This is a genomic window from Bradyrhizobium sp. 195 (assembly GCF_023101665.1).
In the GTDB taxonomy this organism is placed as follows: Bacteria; Pseudomonadota; Alphaproteobacteria; order Rhizobiales; family Xanthobacteraceae; genus Bradyrhizobium.
On record NZ_CP082161.1, the window covers coordinates 8,226,149 to 8,240,587 of the forward strand.

At 65.6% G+C, this 14,439-nt stretch carries 10 protein-coding genes, 1 tRNA gene and 1 pseudogene; 2 read left to right on the forward strand and 10 right to left on the reverse strand.

Annotated elements, in window-relative coordinates:
• Positions 1–46: 46 nt before the first annotated feature.
• The 3 genes from IVB26_RS38335 to IVB26_RS38345 are packed head-to-tail and all read right to left on the reverse strand — an operon-like array spanning position 47 to position 4,283.
• Entirely contained in the window at positions 47–1,456 is a 1,410-nt protein-coding gene (locus tag IVB26_RS38335) for an adenylate/guanylate cyclase domain-containing protein (RefSeq protein WP_247970007.1), read from the reverse strand.
• Positions 1,457–1,507: 51 nt separating this feature from the next.
• Positions 1,508–2,878, reverse strand: coding sequence for a cytochrome P450 (locus IVB26_RS38340; protein WP_247970008.1), 1,371 nt, complete (start codon positions 2,876–2,878; stop codon positions 1,508–1,510).
• A gap of 31 nt (positions 2,879–2,909) precedes the next feature.
• Complete coding sequence (locus tag IVB26_RS38345; protein ID WP_247970009.1) at positions 2,910–4,283, reverse strand: hydrolase; 1,374 nt, start codon at positions 4,281–4,283, stop codon at positions 2,910–2,912.
• Positions 4,284–4,419: 136 nt separating this feature from the next.
• Here IVB26_RS38345 and IVB26_RS38350 point away from each other — a divergent pair, with 136 nt between their 5' ends.
• Complete coding sequence (locus IVB26_RS38350; RefSeq protein ID WP_247970010.1) at positions 4,420–6,108, forward strand: MFS transporter; 1,689 nt, start codon at positions 4,420–4,422, stop codon at positions 6,106–6,108.
• Positions 6,109–6,212: 104 nt separating this feature from the next.
• Here IVB26_RS38350 and IVB26_RS38355 read toward each other — a convergent pair whose 3' ends face one another.
• Both IVB26_RS38355 and IVB26_RS38360 read right to left on the reverse strand, forming a co-directional pair.
• On the reverse strand, positions 6,213–6,428 hold the full coding sequence (locus IVB26_RS38355) for a cysteine rich repeat-containing protein (RefSeq protein ID WP_247970011.1): 216 nt from the start codon (positions 6,426–6,428) through the stop codon (positions 6,213–6,215).
• Between the two features lie 171 nt (positions 6,429–6,599).
• The gene (locus tag IVB26_RS38360; protein WP_247973376.1) at positions 6,600–6,893 is read right to left on the reverse strand and encodes a hypothetical protein; all 294 of its coding nucleotides are present in this window, start codon (positions 6,891–6,893) and stop codon (positions 6,600–6,602) included.
• Between the two features lie 253 nt (positions 6,894–7,146).
• Between IVB26_RS38360 and IVB26_RS38365 the strand changes: the two genes are divergently transcribed.
• On the forward strand, positions 7,147–8,193 hold the full coding sequence (locus tag IVB26_RS38365; protein WP_247970012.1) for a polysaccharide deacetylase family protein: 1,047 nt from the start codon (positions 7,147–7,149) through the stop codon (positions 8,191–8,193).
• Positions 8,194–8,267: 74 nt separating this feature from the next.
• On the opposite strand, the pseudogene IVB26_RS38370 reads toward IVB26_RS38365, so the two are convergent.
• The 5 genes and pseudogenes from IVB26_RS38370 to IVB26_RS38390 all read right to left on the reverse strand — a co-directional run bounded on the left by IVB26_RS38370 (position 8,268) and on the right by IVB26_RS38390 (position 14,433).
• Positions 8,268–8,673 (reverse strand): annotated as a pseudogene (locus IVB26_RS38370) (hypothetical protein).
• A gap of 105 nt (positions 8,674–8,778) precedes the next feature.
• Entirely contained in the window at positions 8,779–11,136 is a 2,358-nt protein-coding gene (locus IVB26_RS38375; RefSeq protein WP_247970013.1) for a hypothetical protein, read from the reverse strand.
• Positions 11,137–11,290: 154 nt separating this feature from the next.
• Positions 11,291–11,366: transfer RNA gene (locus tag IVB26_RS38380), tRNA-Thr, on the reverse strand.
• 100 nt (positions 11,367–11,466) lie between these two features.
• Positions 11,467–13,203 carry a heme biosynthesis protein HemY gene (locus IVB26_RS38385; RefSeq protein WP_247970014.1) on the reverse strand — a complete coding sequence of 579 codons (1,737 nt, stop codon included), beginning with the start codon at positions 13,201–13,203 and terminating at the stop codon, positions 11,467–11,469.
• 36 nt (positions 13,204–13,239) lie between these two features.
• Positions 13,240–14,433, reverse strand: coding sequence for a hypothetical protein (locus tag IVB26_RS38390; RefSeq protein WP_247970015.1), 1,194 nt, complete (start codon positions 14,431–14,433; stop codon positions 13,240–13,242).
• Positions 14,434–14,439 lie beyond the last annotated feature (6 nt).

Sequence of the window (14,439 nt, forward strand, 5' to 3'; positions counted from 1 at the left end):
CGCAAGGGCTCCTCGCAATGACGGCTTGGAGCAGCCGCCCATTCCCTCACGGAATCTCGTACACCACCATCTTGTCGGCGATGCCGCGCAGCGCCGCCTGTTTCTGGATCGGCTTGATCGCACGCTGCTCCAGCACCTCGGCGACCGCGGGCGCATCGAGCACCGGGCCGGTGATGTGAATTTCCTGCGCGGTCGACAGGCTTTGCACACGGGCGGCGATGTTGACCGTCTGGCCGAAATAGTCCTGCCGCTCGTTGAGCATGACCGCGAGGCAGGGGCCTTCGTGGATGCCGATCTTGACGATGAGATCGTCGGTGCCACGCTGCTTGTTGAGCTCGTCCATCGCCGCGCGCATCCGCAGGCCTGCGACGATGGCATGTTCGGGACGGATAAAGGTCGCCATCACGGCATCGCCGATCGTTTTCACCACGGCGCCCTTCTCGGATGAGATGATCTCGAGCAGCGCATGGAAATGCGCGCGCACCAGATCGAAGGCGGCGAGATCGCCGACGCGCTCGTACAGCGCGGTCGATCCCTTCAGGTCGGTGAACAGGAAGGTCAGCGAGGTGATCTGGAGCCGCTGGTCGAGACTGAGATTGTCCGCCTTGAACACATCGCGAAAGGTCTGGTTCGACAGCATCCGCTTGGCGGTGAGAAACGGCTTGCGCTTGCCGATGAGATGATGAAGCGCGTCGGCCGCGATGAACACCGAAGGCAGCACGCGCACGCCGGCCTGGTTCTCCAGCGACAGCCGCAGCGGACCGGGCCGCATGGTCGTGGTACCCGTCGGGGCCTGCACCTTGTTGTACATGATGGCGAGCTGCTGACGGTCCTTGGTCGGCTCGCCCTGGACGTCGATGAAATGGGCGGCGTGCGTCACCGGCTCGAAGATGATGACGAAGTCACTCGGCAGTTGCAGCGACATGGTCGCCTTCTCACCGGCCGGCAGCTCCATCGTGTCCAGCGTTACTTCATTGGCGAGCGCCGCGAACGATTCCTTGTTGAAGTCGACGCCGGAACTCCAGAACATTTGCTTGAAATACTCCCAGACTGGAAGCGTATCGGGGTCGTGCGCTGCGATGCGCCGGACACGTGAATTGACGGTGAAGGAGACCTCGACCTGATCGTCGACCGAGGTCTTGTAGCCGCAGGCGCAGAGCGCACAGTGATACTCATCCGGCTTGAGCGCCTTCAGGGTCGAATGCGCCCCCAGCACGCCGCCGCAGCCCGGGCATAACACGTTCCACCCGAGATCGAACAGGCCGAGCCGCGCCGCATGCAGGAAGGCAGAGATCGCATGCTCTTCATCGAGGCCATGCTCCCTGGAAAAATCGAGAACGTTGACGCGGTTGAGCTCGTGATCCTCGCCATCCTCGATGAGACGCGCAATGGCATCGACCACCTTCTCGTCGGCGGTCTGCTTCAGAACGGAAAACTGGGCCTGGATGTCGCTCATGGCGGGACTCTATCTAGGGTGGATCACGCCATCGGCCAGGCAAATTGCCTGTCACCGACGCGTGATGCGGAACATGGGTGAGTGGTCCGGCTGGGTCGTGACGACACCGAGCGGGATCACGGGTTTCGTCGTATCGGCGAGCTCGACACGGAATGCGCCGATCAGCCGGGCCAGCGCCAACACGGATTCGGCTTGCGCGAACGGCGCGCCGATGCAGACGCGAGGACCCGCGCCGAACGGCAGATAGGCGAAACGATCGGGCGCCTCCGTCGACATGAAGCGCTTGGGAATGAACGCATTCGGCTGATCCCACAGCTTCTCGTGCCGGTGCAGCAGCCAGGGCGCGATCATGATGATGTCGCCCTTGCCGATCTCGACGCCGGCCGCATTATCCTTCTCGCGTGCGGCGCGTGCCACGAGGAAGGCCGGCGGATAGAGCCGCATCGTCTCCTCGATCACGGCGCGGGTGAACTTCTGGCGGTCGATGTCGGCGATGCTGTCGAGATGTTCGCCGCGCGCCTCCGATGCCACCTCCTCCTGCGTATCAGGGTCGAGCGCGAGCAGATAGAGCGCCCAGAACAGCGCCGTCGCCGTGGTCTCGTGACCGGCGAGGATCATGGTCGCGACCTCGTCGACGAGCTGTTCGTCGGAGAAGCCCTTGCCCGTTTCCGGATCACGCGCCTCGTCCATGAGATCGAACAGATCGCGCGGCGGTGCGCCCTCCTTCTTGCCGGCCGCTCGCCGTTCGGCGATCAGCATGGCCACGAACTCGGTCCAGCGTTTGCGGAAGCGCGCCCGTGCAAAATCCATCGGGCTCGGCCATGACACCGGCAGCACCATGTCGAGGAGATACGGGCGTCCCAACCGCGCGGCATATTCCATGATGAAATTGCGCAGGGTCGCGCCATGCTGGTCCATGCCGAACGAAAACATCGTGCGCCCGGCGATCTCCAGTGTCATGCGCTGCATGATCTCGCGCAGATCGACCTCTTCACCCGAGCGCGCATCCAGTTTTGCGATGGTCTCGTCGAGCACCGCCGTCATGTGCGGAACGAGATTGGCGGTGGCGCGCGGCGTGAAGGCCGGCGCAAGGGTGCGGCGCTGAAACGTCCAGGAGTGACCTTCCGCGATCAGAAGACCGTCCCCGAGCACGGGACGCAGCATGCGGATTCCCGCCGGCGTGCGCGTATAATTCTCGTAATTGGTGAGCAGGACGTGCCGGATCGCGTCCGGCTGGTTGAGGATGAAGCTGTTGCGGAAGAAGAAGCGGCCCTGGACGACGTCTTCCTCATAGGCGCGCTGTCCCCAGGTTGCGATCATGTTCTGGCGGATCACCGCGAGACGACCAAAAAATGACATGTCGTCGGGCGCACGCGGGGGAGCCGGAGGGATGATGGGCCGACGCACGCTGGCGATGTTCATGGCTCTCTCCCGATGGGACGCAGGCAAACAGCTAGTAAGTCAGCTCGGCAATCGCAATCCTGTTCTCGAGGGCGGGCCAGGCGCGTGCCACAATTCGTTCTTCGCCGAACTCGGCCACAATGTTACGCCCAACCTCGCTAGCGGGTAGCCGCAGGGTTGCGGCCGAATCCGTCGGCACGCCCGGCTTGACGTCTGCCGGCTCCTTGCCGTCGAACAGCACCACGTCTCGCGGCAAGCCAAAATAGCCCCTCGGCCGCGACATGATCACGACCGCTCCGGCGTCCTTGTCGGCTGGCCCGAGCGGCCGTGCTGCGCGCAAATGCACGACGTCGGACGAGCGCGGGAACGGCGAGCGATAGATGTGTGTGATCGGCGCACCCGGCGAGGTCAGGACGAATTCCAGCGGCCAGGACTGGTCGACCTGCGCGGGACCCCAGCGACCGTCGGCGCCGGTCGTTGCGCTGTGCAGCGCACTGCCCTTGCGCTCACCGGTATCAGGGTCAACGCGGAAGATATCGACGGTTGCACCTGCGACCGGACGGTTGGTCGACACGCCGCCCGGCGTGCCGGTGACGAGGCCGCTCAGGCGGACGCTTGGCTCCGGCGAAATCGCGATGCGCGCGGGCTCGCGCCCCGCGATGAATTTGTAGATTTCGCGGAAGGCGCGCGGGTGGAACGCCACCTCCCGGTGGTCGAGCGCACCGAGCACGAGATTGGTCGCGCCTTTCAGCTCCGGCCCTTCATTGGTGACGCCGGTCGGCGTGCCGGGCTTGCCGATGAAGCGGCCGTCAGCCTGGGCGTATTTGTCCATGCCGTCGCTGCGCAGCGTGAGAAAGGCAACGCCCGGCGTCACCTCGCTCTCGCCCTCGTTCAGGCCGCGCAGGAACGGGCCGCGGCCGTTGAACTCGTTGTTGGGCTGGTCGTCGGTCGCGAACAGGCCGTGATTGGGCGTGCCGCACAGGACGGCGTGGCTGACATCGCCGGCACCGCCATTCTTGATGACGTTGCGGATCGCATTGCCGCCGCGCGAGCTGCCGACCAGCGCTACACGAGACGCCCCGGTACGGCGCTTCAGCTCGACGATGGCAGCCGTGAGCTCCCGGCGTTGGTCCTCGGTCGAGGATCGGTTTGCCTGCTCGACCTTGTCGTCGCTGCGGGCCAGCGGATCGGTGAAATTGATTGCCGCCATGCGGTCACGCGTAATGCCGTTGGATTCCATCCGCCACATCGTGGTCATCCAGAGCGCGTCATAGTCGCCATTGCCGTGGACGAACAGGATCGGCGGCACCTCGGCGCCGGGCGCCGCGCTGGGTGCGGCTTGGGCCCATGCGCCCGTTCGCAAGCTCGCAACCGCGAAAGGCAAGCTGCCCGTCCCCAGCAGGATCGTCCGTCGCGACAGCTTCATTTGTTCCTCCCCGGCAAACCGTCTCTTTGCACCGCTTATAGCGGCCTAATCACTGGACAGCGAAGGACTTTCGCGGGCATCACTGAACTCACCGGAATCGCCAGGACCACTTCTGCCAGCCCATATGGAAGGGGATATGACCGAGCAGCCGAACCGCCAGAAAATGGCCGCCGACGGCATCACCGCGCCGCTGCGGTACACCGTATTCCGGCGCATCTGGCTCGCCAGCCTGCTCTCCAATCTCGGCCTCCTGATCCAGGGCGTCGGCGCGGCCTGGGCGATGACACAGATGGCGGCCTCGGCGGACAAGGTGGCGCTGGTGCAGACCGCCTTGATGCTGCCGATCATGCTGATCTCGATGCCGGCCGGCGCCATCGCCGACATGTATGACCGCCGCATCGTCAGCGTGATTTCGTTGTCGATCGCACTGATCGGCGCGACGGTGCTGACCGTGCTGGCCGGGCTCAATCTCATCACGCCGGAATTGCTGCTTGCGTTCTGCTTCGTGGTGGGCAGCGGCAACGCGCTGTTCGGTCCGGCGTGGCAGTCCTCGGTCAGCGAGCAGGTGCCGCCCGATGCGCTGCCTTCGGCGGTCGCGCTGAACGGCATCAGCTACAACATCGCGCGCAGCTTCGGTCCCGCGGTCGGCGGCGTCATCGTCGCCGCGCTCGGCGCGGTGGCCGCGTTTGCCTGCAACGCGATCCTCTATCTGCCGCTGCTGGCGGTGCTGCTGCTCTGGCGGCGCAGCACCGAGCCCTCCCGCCTGCCGCGGGAAAAACTCAACCGCGCCATGGTCTCCGGCTTCCGCTACATCACCAATTCGCCGCCGATCAAGATCGTGCTGTTGCGCACGCTGGTGATGGGCCTGATCGGCGGCGCCATCATGGCTCTGATGCCGCTGGTCGCGCGCGACCTATTGCATGGCGGCGCGCAGACCTACGGCATCATGCTGGGCGCCTTTGGCATGGGCGCCGTGATCGGCGCGCTCAACATCCACGAATTGCGCAAGCGCATGAGCGGCGAGGCCGCCATCCGCGCCTGCACCATCTCGATGGCATTCGCGATGGCCGCGCTCGCCCTGAGCACGGAGCCGGTGCTGACCGCGACCGCGCTGGTGCTGGCAGGCGCGGTGTGGATGGCCGCCATCGCGCTGTTCAATATCGGCGTGCAGCTCTCGGCGCCGCGCTGGGTCGCCGGCCGCTCGCTCGCGGCGTTCCAGGCCTCGATTTCCGGCGGCATCGCGATCGGCGCCTGGGGCTGGGGCCATCTCACCGACTCTGCCGGTGTCGAGGTCGCGCTGCTGACCGCCGCCGGCCTGATGCTGATCTCGCCGCTGCTCGGGATCTGGCTGACGATGCCGCGCGTCGGTGCCCGCAACGAGGATGCCGATGTGCTGGCCGATCCCGAGGTGAAGCTGTCCCTGACGGGGCGCAGCGGACCTCTGGTGGTCGAAATCGAATACCGCGTCGCGCAGGAGAACGCGCGCGCGTTCCACAACGTGATGCAGGACGTGCAGCTCTCCCGGCAGCGCAACGGCGCCTATGGCTGGTCGATCGCTCGCGACATCGCCGATCCTGAATTGTGGACCGAGCGCTATCACTGCCCGACCTGGTTCGATTACTTACGCCAGCGCAACCGCTCGACCCAGTCCGAACGCGCGCTGCACCAGGAGGCGATCGCCTTCCACGTCGGCCCTGAGCCGGTGCGCATCCGCCGCATGCTGGAGCGTCCGTTCGGCTCGGTGCGCTGGAAGGAAGAGACGCCGGATCGTGCGAGCGAAGAGGTGCTGCCAGTGGTCGCGACCGCGGCGGGAAGCAGCACGTAGGGTTGTGATCCGTAGCCCGGATGGAGCGAAGCGCAATCCGGGATTCTGTCCGCGGTAGGATTGCGCCGGATTACGCTTCGCTCCATCCGGGCTACCAGAGCTATTTACTGCCCGTGCTCGGTCAGCATCTTGTCGCAGCCTTTGCTCAGCTTCGTGCGGTTCTGCTTCAGGCAGGCGAGCACGGCCCCGTCGCCATTGTTCATCACGGCGCGGCAGAAGCGGCTGACATCGCGCGCGCAGGCATCGTGGCCGGGCTGCTGCTGCGCTGCTGCGACTGAGGCGCACAGGAGCAAAGGAATGATGAAAAGGAATCTGGTCATCGCGTAATGCCTCTTACCCGGAAAGATGTGCGGGGAAGCTAGTGCGACGATCCCGGGGCTGCAACGGCTTTATTGCCGAGCGGGAGAGTGCCGCCGCGTGGCCCCGGCTTGATGCCGGGGCGCATCGCGAGGGGAGCTGACCGGCGCGACGATCGTTGTTGCGCGCGCCTCTTATTGACTGTTCTGGGCGTCAGCGACCTTGCGCGACGCGCCCTTGGCCAGATCCTTGTCCATCACCGCGCGGCAGCCGGCGCTCAGATCCGAGCGATGCTTCATCATGCACGCCGTGATCTTCGGGATGTTGGGGATTTCCGACGAGCACAGGCGGAAGGCGTCGCCGGTGCACATCTGCTGCGCCTCGGCCGAGAAGGCGAAGCTCGCGCTCGTCGAAGCGATCGAGACGATGCCGGCAAAGCCCAGAGCCAGGCTGAAGTCGCGGATACTGGCAGAGAAGGATTTGGTCATTTGAAGCTCCCATTGGCGCCTTCGCAACGGCGCCCGTTGTTGATGGGAACTACGATGCTCCAGCAAAACAGTTTCCACTGTGATGATGGTCACGGGCCGCACCCCGACTGTGACCTCGGTCACTTTGGCGCACCTCCCTGAAATTCCTCCACAACCGTCGTCGTGTTGGTGTCACGTTAACTGTTACTTCGCATTAATGGCTCGTCGCGCGGGAAATTCCGCCGTGTTGGTTGCGTAATTGGAAAGAATAGCGATGCGTAATGCGTTGGGCCTGATGCTGGCCAGTGTAGTTGCGGCGGTCGTGATTGCCGCCGGCGGTTGGTTTTATTATTCCTCGCGCGCCGATCAGGCCGCTCCCAAGACAGTTGCCGCCCGTGCCGCCGACCAATTGCCGGCACCGGCGAAGCTCGCCGCCAGGGATGACGTCGAGACCACCGCGACGGTCGCGGCCAAGCCGGCGGCTGCCCCGGCTCCCGCCCCCGCTATGCCCGTCCAGCCGAGACAAGCCTGCGCCAATCCGAACGCGCTGGGCGTCTCCCGCGTCGTCGAGATCGACACCACCGGCGGTCCAGGCTTCGGCTTCGAGCACTTCAAGCAGTTCGACTTTCTCACCGAGAAGGAAGTCGTGCTGACTTTCGACGACGGTCCGTGGCCGGTCAATACGCCCACGGTTCTGAAGGCACTCGCGGACGAATGCACAAAGGGCCTGTTCTTCTCGGTCGGCAAGCACGCGACCTATCATCCGGAAATCCTGAAACAGGTGCTGGCCCAGGGCCACACGGTCGGCACGCACACCTGGTCGCATGTCAACCTGAACAGCAAGAAGCTGACGGAGCAGCAGGTCAAGGACGAAGTCGAGAAGGGCTTCAGCGCAGTGAGATTTGCGCTCGGCACCAACCCGGCGCCGTTCTTCCGCTTCCCGCAGCTTCAGCACAATCCCGCGATGGTGGCCTATTTCGGCACCCGCAACGTCGCGATGTTCTCGACCGAAATCGACTCCTTCGATTTCAGGAAGGGTGCGACGCCGGAGAAGATCGTCGAGACGGTGATGACGCGCCTCGACAAGCTCGGCAAGGGCATCATCCTGATGCACGATTTCCAGAAGAATACCGGCCTGGCCATGCCGACGCTGCTCGCGCGGCTCAAGGCCGGCGGCTACAAGGTCGTGCAGATGAAGGCCAAGACGACCTTCCAGACGCTGCCGGAATATGACGAGGCGCTGATGAAGGACATGAAGGTGCCGACCGCAAGCACGACCACGCGTCCGATCGCAAGCGTGGTGCAGACGGTTTCGCAGTAAGCTTCCGAAAGCTTCCTCAATACGCGCATGGCCGGGCTCTTGCCCGGCCATCTGCTTTTCGGGCGAGCCGGCTCCTACCAATAGATGCCGTGGCGGTGCAGCTCGCTGATGATGCGGCGCTCGGTCCAGTTGCGCTTGGGCTTCGGCTTGTCTGCCCTCGCCGTGGACTTGGTGGCGGGCTTGGTCGTCGTGACCGGCGCTGCAGCCGTTACGGGCGTGGTCACCGCCGGAGCGGCCGTGGTGGCCGGCGCGGCCGGGGCAGAGAGCGACACCGCCGGCGGACGGTCGGAATATTTCGGCGCCTCGGTGGCCGGCGCAGTTTCACTCACCTGCGCCGTGGTGGTGGTCGCCGACGTCGGCGTGGTCAGTGGAGCGGCGGTCTGAGCGCCTGCCGCCGACAGCGACAGGCTGCGCGAACCGTCGGCCTGGGCAGATGCAGAAGCCAGGACCATGGCGGCAAACCAGAATGATCTTGCGCATGTGAAATCTCCCCGTGTTGGCATGACCGGGACCTTACGGAAGGCGTGCGCCACTCGATGTGACTGAGATCACGCAGGTCGCCCTGCGCTGTCTTTCGCCGCTTCGCTACCGCCGAACGCTCAGCTCCCTGATCGCAAATCCAAGATCACGGGGATCGCCGGGAAAGCGGGTGACAGCGTTCGTCGCCAGCTCGACGGCCAGAGTCTCCGCGCCTGCGAACCCGTCGAGCGTTAACGACAGGGGTTCCGCCGGCACGCTTCCTCGATAGATCTCGCGGCCATTGATCTTGACGATGAATTCGCTGCCCGAGATCGGCATGGGCCACAACGCGAGGCGCAATGTTCGCGCCGGCGCCGAAGGCTTGTTCGGAACATCGAAATGCGCGCTGGGAGACGCCCACTGAAGCGCTCCACCAGGCGTCGATTCCTTGCCGAACAGGCCACGTGTCGCGATTCCCGGCGGAGCTTCGGTGCCGATCTCGAGAACGTCGCGGCGGCCCTCCAGATACTCCCGTGACGAGCGATCCGTCGCTACGGATATCAACCGCTGTCCCGGATTGGCGGTGAGCCGTTCGGCCGACACGAGGCAGTCGAACTTGTCCCAACCGGTCGGCAAATAGGCGCGCCCGGTCTTGCCGGACCACGAGAAGATGTTTGGCGATGCCCAGGCTATGCCGCGATCGGCCGCAAGACTGCGCAGCACGTGATTCATCATGGGATGAGCGACATCGATGACGACGCCATTGCAGCTTGCGAACTCGGCGGACACGCGATCGTAATTCCAATCGAGCGACGCCTTCTGCGCGTTGACATGTACGGCAGCCGTCGGAAGACCAGGAATGTCTGCACCTAACCCTTGCATGACCAGCAGCGGTCGCAACGCACCAAGGATCAGGTGAGCAACCACCACGATGGCGCTGGCAACGACGGCACCCGGCTCCCCGCGCTTTGCCGCGATGGGGGCAACGAGGAGGGTGAAGAGCATCGGCGCCGCCATTGCCAGTCCCTTGCCTGCCGCCCAGGCGTGACCAGCTGCGAGAATGGCGATCGGCACGAGGCAACCTGCCAGGCTGCCGGCCAGAAGACGGGCGGCGCTACCGTCAGGCTCAGTACGCCAGATCGTCCAGACCGCCTTGGCAACGCCCCTCAACAGCACGAACAGGAAACCGTAGAGCAGCAGCTTCCACATGAACGCGACGGCGACGGGCCAACTTGCGGACGGGAGCACGGCATATGCGCCGAGGCCGCCGACCGCAGCTTCGACCGGCAGCGAGAACCACGCATCTGCCAATTCTCCGAGGCGGCTATCGGGATTGGCAATGATCTCGAGGAAATTCGCTTCGCCGCCGAACAAATAACGTTGAAAATACTTCCACCAGTCCGGCGGATAGGCCGCTGCATGGCTCAGCTGGCGAACGACATAGGCGGCCGTGCCGGACCAGTGTGGAATGCAAGCGAGCAGCGATAGTCCGATGCCTGCCACCAGGCCGGTTGCAGCTACAGGCAGGGTCTGCCGCGATGCCCGCTGACCGATTGCCGCCACGACGATGACTGCGGCGGCAAGTCCGTAGACCGTCAGTGATTCCGGATAGAGAAAGAACGCGCCCGTCATCAGCGCCGCAAAGACGGCTGCCAGCCGGGTGATCGAACCCGGCACCTGCCCGAAACGATCCTTGTCGAAGGCCAACGCGACAAAGGCGAGAAGGAGCAGGAAGATGGGCTGCGCAGCAAGCTGAGACCACGCATTGATGTCGAAGACGTATTGCTCGAAGAATCCGACCGTAAGCGCCGACGCGCAGATCCATGCCAACGAGCGCCGCATCGCGAGCGCGTTGACGAAAACGAACAGCGCCGCAAACAGCATGTTGAGCTGCATGCCGACCATGTACGGATAGGCGCAATCGACGACATCGCCGCGGCTCACGACGGCGAAGGCCGCATGCATCATCGACACGGCGCTGCGCCAATCGATGAACCACAACGCCGCCACAGCCAGGGGATCGGCCTGCGCGCTCTCTACGCCCTGGACGACCAGCGTTGCGTAGTCGAGCGTTCGGTAGGAAATCGACGCGCCGACATAAAGCAGGTGATCGTAGACATTCGCCTGGAAGACGCGGAAGCGTGGACCTCCGGTCCAGCCGGGCGCAAGACAGAGGATTGCAACGGCCGCAACGGCCATGGCCGACCAGACCCCGGTCGATATCCTCCGCCGCCATGGTCCGCTCCGAACGATCATTGCGGCCGCAACGACGAGACCGGTAGCCGCCATCGCCAGCAGCGTAACCCATGGCGCAACGCCGGACAGGTACAGGAGGGCGGTCCCGGCCGCGAGCAGGCCGAAGCCAAGGGGTGGCGCGAGCGCCCAGCGAACGGCAAAACCTGGCGACGGCAGAAGCAGGGAGAACGGAAGGCCGATGGCTCCGCACATCGATACGAAGAGCCCGACCACCAGGATATCGTGCATCACTGCGACTGCCCCCTGACCGGAAGTAGTTGCGGTGAACGCCTCCCCTGTCAATTCGGACGCAGCTCGGCTTCCGACAGGAAGCAGCCGTCATTGCCGGCGGGAATCGCGATCGCAAACAGCGGGAAGTGGACCTGGCCCAGGATCGAGGCGCTGGTGCCGCAAGAGGGATTCGAACCCCCGACCCCGTCATTACGAATGACGTGCTCTACCAACTGAGCTATTGCGGCGAACCCTGCCGGGGCCAAGGCGAAGCCGGCCCCGATACGCGCGCTCCTGATATCGGGCATGGCCCGAATTGGCAAGGACAAGCCGGGTTCGAAATGCGGCTCACGCGCCCCAGCGGGACCAGAATCCGCGCCAACCCCCGGCCTGAGCCTTGGGTGTGCCGATTTGTTCCGTAAATTCATCGCTCGGACCCTCGTCGTCGATCCCGGGATCGTCGGGCGCCCGGACGATCGGGATGACCGCGGGTATCGGCGCTGCTGCGGGTTTACCGAGGTCAGCGCGGGCCCTGAACACCGGTGTTGCCGCTGGGGGCGTTGATTCGGCGGGCTCGGGGGCCGGTTGGACCGGTTCAGCAGGCGCGACTGCCGGCTCTTCTTTGGCAATCAGGGGTGAATTGTCCTGGGCGGCCGGCGCTGGAGCTGGAGCTGTCACCGTCGGTTCCACTTGGCTTTCGCTTGGGGCCGCCGTCACCCGCTTCGGCGGCGGGGCCGCCAGCATGGCCTCCTCGAAGGCGGAGGATTCGATCGTGGCGCCCCTGTCCGAAGGCAGGCTCGCGACCGGCGTCTGCCACTGGAACGCATCGAGCCGGCCGGTGACCGGAGAGACCGGGCGCCAGCGGTCGCTGACATAGCCGTCCGCAGTCCAGGCCGGATCGTGGCGGGCGCGGACCGCGCGCAAGGTCCAGGCGCGGGCGCGGCCGCCGTCGCCGTGCTCGGTGCGCTCGATCTCGGCCATGAGCAGCGCGACGCGCTGGGTCGGATCGCTGACGTACGGCGCGAGCACCTCGCGCGCGCGGGCGAACTCGGAGGCATCGATCGCGGCACGCGCGATCGCGAGCTGGCCTTCGATATGGCCGGCCCTGTCGGCAGGCGTCTTGGCCGCAAGCGTCTCGACGCGCTGCAAGCGGTGCCAGGCGGTATCGCCGAGCTTCACATGCGCATAGGCATCGGCGAGATCGGGATGCGGGTTGGCAAGCCAGGCGGCCTCGACCAGCTTCATAGCACGGCGCACCTGATGCGCCTCGCTCTCGAATTTTGCGGCAAGCACCGCGGCCGGCACCAGGGTCGGCGCAAGCTTGATCGCTTCCATCACACTCTCGCGCGCGACGTCGCGGTCCATGGTTTGCAGTTCCAGCGCCCGTGCCGTGAGCAGCACGCCGCGCTGGCGGCGATAGGCCGGCTTGTCGATCAATCCTGCGGACAGATTCGAATCGAGAATCGCAAGCGCGCCGCTCCAGTCGCCGCGCGCGCAGCGGAAGCCGAGCACCGCCTGCGAGGCCCAGGTCGAGGACGGCGACAGCTTGATCGCTTCCTCCGCGATCATCACGGCGCCAACCGCATCGTCGGCGCGCTGCGCCTCGATGAACAGGCCGCGCAGGCCGAGCAGGCGCGTATCCTCGCGCTCGGCCATGGCGCGGAAAACGCGCTGCGCCTCGTCGCGATTGCCTTCGAGCTGCGCCGACTGCGCATGCAGCAGCAGCGCGAGCGGATCATTCGGGGCATGCCGACGCGCCGCCACAGCGTGACGGCGCGCGAGCGCGGTGTCGCCATGACCGATCGCGAGCAGACCGTGGGTGATGGCCTGACGGCCGCGGGCGTGGCGCTTGTCGTGGCGGCGGCGGCGCATGCGGCCCGGCAATCGCCATGTCGCGGTCAGGATGCTCCAGAGCAGGACGATCGCAACGGCGAAGACGCCGAGAAGGAGCACGAACACCGGAATGGTCGGCGAGGCGCGCCAGCCGCCCCAGGTCATGACGACTTCGCCGGGCTGATCGGCAACCCAGGCCGCGCCGGCCGCCGCCAGCGCGATCAGGACGAGGAAGAGGACGATGCGAAGCATGGCGATCCCTATTACGCGCCGATTGTTGCGCGAATCTTACTGAGCAGATTTGGCGAGATCCGCCATGGCATCGTCGGCGAATTTGCGGGAGGCGGCGAGCGCGGCGTCGCGGGCATCGGCCTTGTCGAGCCAGGCCTGTGCGGGCGCGCGATCGGCCTCCGGCAGCGTCTTGAGCTCGCGCCGCGCTTCCACGAAATCATTGCGGAGTGCCGCGGCCGTCACTCGCGTGACGATGGCGCCGCGATCGTTACCGACGCCGTCGGTGCGCTCGATGCGCACGAGTTTTGAGGCTCCTGCTTGGAGACGCTCGACAATGCCCGTGCCGCCGGTCTGAACTTCCGCCGGCGGTGACAGTTTCGGCACGATGTTGAGGAGCTCGCGGCTCAGCGCGACCGGGGTCGGGATGCCCGACGATGCAAACGTATCGAGCGGCTTCAGCATGTCGGGCTTGGCGGCGAGCGAACGCGCCGCGGACAGCTGCGACTGATAGGGGTCGCCATGGCGAACGGCGACGTCGAGCAGGGCCGCCGCGACCACAAAGCGCAGCGGCTTGTCATCCTTCGCTTTTGCGTCGGCGATCTTCTCGCCCTGCTGCGCAAGCTCGGCACGTTCGGATTTGCTGGCGCGCTCGAGCTGCGCGATGCGATCGTTGAGAGCGGCGATATCGGGCGCAGAGGTACTCGGCGCGGATTTCGCATCGTTCAGCGCGTTCGCGGTCTTGTCGGACTGCGCGCGCAGATTGGCGACGTCGCTGCGCAAGCTGGTTGCGGACTTTTCCAGCGCGTCAATCCGCGCGGCCATGGCCGGATCGGCGACGGGCTTGCCGGCCCTGGCTTCGACCGCCGCAACGCGGCCGCTCAGCGCATCGACCGCCGCGCTGGTGACTTGCGGGGTGGCCAGCGGCGCCTGCACGGCGGGCCAGCCCAGCATCCAGCCGACCGCGATCACGGCCGCCGCCGCAACGACGCCGGAGAACGGCGCAACGACCCAGGGCGAAATCGACGACGCGGGAGCCTGCGCTTCGATGCGTTCCGGCTCTGCGTCAACCTGGTCGGATTTGGCCTGCTCGGCCTCGGCGTGTTCCGGCGCCGGCTGAACCTCGGGCTCGACCGCCGCCTCCTGCGGCTGGGTCGAAACGTCGGTGGCTTCGAGGTCGATGGTGGGCGGCGTGCGCTTGGCACGACCACTGTCGGGCGCCAATCCTGCATCTTCAGGCTTGTCGTCGGCCATCGTGAC